Annotated in this window: 1 protein-coding gene and 1 pseudogene; both read left to right on the plus strand. The window is 63.5% G+C overall.

The window, feature by feature from the left end; translation table 11 throughout:
- Positions 1 to 106 precede the first annotated feature (106 nt).
- Entirely contained in the window at positions 107 to 1,501 is a 1,395-nt protein-coding gene (locus tag EOA60_RS30500) for a TolC family outer membrane protein (RefSeq protein WP_067329516.1), read from the plus strand.
- A gap of 233 nt (positions 1,502 to 1,734) precedes the next feature.
- A pseudogene (locus EOA60_RS39335) lies at positions 1,735 to 2,048 on the plus strand (DUF2497 domain-containing protein); the annotation flags it as partial.

Genomic DNA, 2,048 nt, shown 5'->3' on the forward strand with positions numbered 1-2,048 from the left:
CATTTTCGGGGGCTGTCAGCGGGGGACGATAAACACGCGGCGCTAGCTGATCCGGAAGGAAAAGGTGCGCGGCGTGGTTCCCATGCAAACGAATGAGGGATAATACGTGCCGCCCCTACACAAGACTTTTCTATCAGCCATACTTGTTTCGGCGACCGCGCTTTCGCCGCTGGCAGCATCCGCCGAAACCATCACCGGTGCGCTCGCCAAAGCCTATCAATACAATTCCCAGCTGAATTCCGCCCGCGCGGGCACCCGTGTCACCGACGAGGGCGTGGCCATCGCCAAGTCCGGCTACCGCCCGACGATCAGGGGATCGGCTAGCATCGACTACACGAGCAGCCGCAACAACAACCTTGGTCAAACCTTAAATATTACTACGGGCAATTTCGGGGTTGAGATCGACCAGACGCTGTTCGACGGCTTTCAAACCAAGAACAATGTCGCCGCCGCCGAAGCGCAGGTCAGGGCCTCGCAAGAAAGTCTCCGCAACACCGAAGAGAACATCCTGTTCAACGCGGCAAGCGCCTACATGGATGTGATCCGCGATCGCCAGATCGCGGTCCTGACCGCACAGAACCTGCAATTCCTGACCGAGCAGGCGCGCGCCGCGCGGTCGCGCTTCGAGGTCGGAGAGGGCACCCGCACCGACGTCGCACAGGCCGATGCCTCGCGGGCGACCGCGGTGGCGCAACTCGCCAGCGCTCGCGCGACGGCGCTGGCGAGCGCTGCGACCTACCACCAGATCATCGGCGACGAGCCGGGCAAGCTCAAGGCGGCCGCGCCGGTTGGAAAGCTGCTGCCGGGAAGCCTTGATTCGGCCTTCGCCATCGCCGCCGCGGAGCATCCGGCCATCCTTGCCACCGAGCATCTCGTCGACGCCGCGGCCTTTTCGGTTAAGTCGGCCGAAGGGGCGCTATTGCCGCAACTTTCCGCCAGTGCCGGAATTTCGAGCCAGTATCGCAACACCTCGCCCGGCGTTTTTGCATCGGCGGGTTCCGAAGGAACGACCAATTCGGCCAATATCGGTGCAACGCTTACCGTGCCGATCTATTCGGGCGGGCGCACCTCTGCGCTGGTCCGCCAATCGAAGGAATCGCTCAGCCAGGCCCGCATCGAGGTCGACGTCAGCCGCGACCAGGTGCGCCAGGCCGTGGCTTCGGCGTGGACGCAATACACCGCCGCGCGCGAAAGCGTGGATGCCAACAGGCAGGTGATCGCCGCCGCGCAACTGGCGCTCAACGGCGTCATCGAGGAACGCAATGTCGGCCAGCGCACCACGCTCGACGTGCTCAACGCGCAGAACGCCGTCATCACCGCCAAGATCAACCAGGCGAGCTCCGAGCGCGATGTCGTCGTGGCGAGCTACGCCATCCTGTCGGCGATTGGCCGCCTGTCCGCCGGCCAACTCGGCCTGGCGGTCACGAAATACAACCCGGAAGAGCACTACAACGCCGTCAAGGACAAGTGGATCGGGCTGCGCACGCCGGACGGCCGCTGAATCTTTGGCATTTCCAAAAGCGCCGCGTGTCCAATGGATGCGCGGCGCTTTTGCATTGGAACCAGACGGTCGGCGGCCGGCGGCGTAGCGAGCTAATCTGTTGAAATCCAACGTCTCCCCAGATTGGGGATTCTCGGATGACGATCGGTCGGTTACGCTGTTCGCATTGATTCGAATTCCGGTCTTGCCGGAATGGAAATCTTGAACAAGTCACAAGGGCGGCGGATGTGACGATGGCGACAGCGAGCAGCGCGCAGCGCGAACCTTCCATGGAAGAGATACTTGCTTCCATCCGAAGGATCATCGAGGACAGCGACACCGGCCGCAAGCAACCGGCGGCGGACAACGGTGACGTTCGCCAGGACCTCCGGCCGACGCCGGCGGCGCAGACGGCCGACCTTGATGACTTCCGTTCCGAGCTCAGCGCCGGATCCGCTCCCAGCAAGCCGGTGAGTTTGGCGGAGATACAGGCCCAGCTTGCGGCGTCCGATCCGACGATCGCCGAGACCGGCCCTGAACCGGTGAAGACCGCGCCCGCTCCCACCAC

Origin of the sequence: Mesorhizobium sp. M1A.F.Ca.IN.020.06.1.1 (genome assembly GCF_004023265.1) — a bacterium.
Classification (GTDB): domain Bacteria; phylum Pseudomonadota; class Alphaproteobacteria; order Rhizobiales; family Rhizobiaceae; genus Mesorhizobium.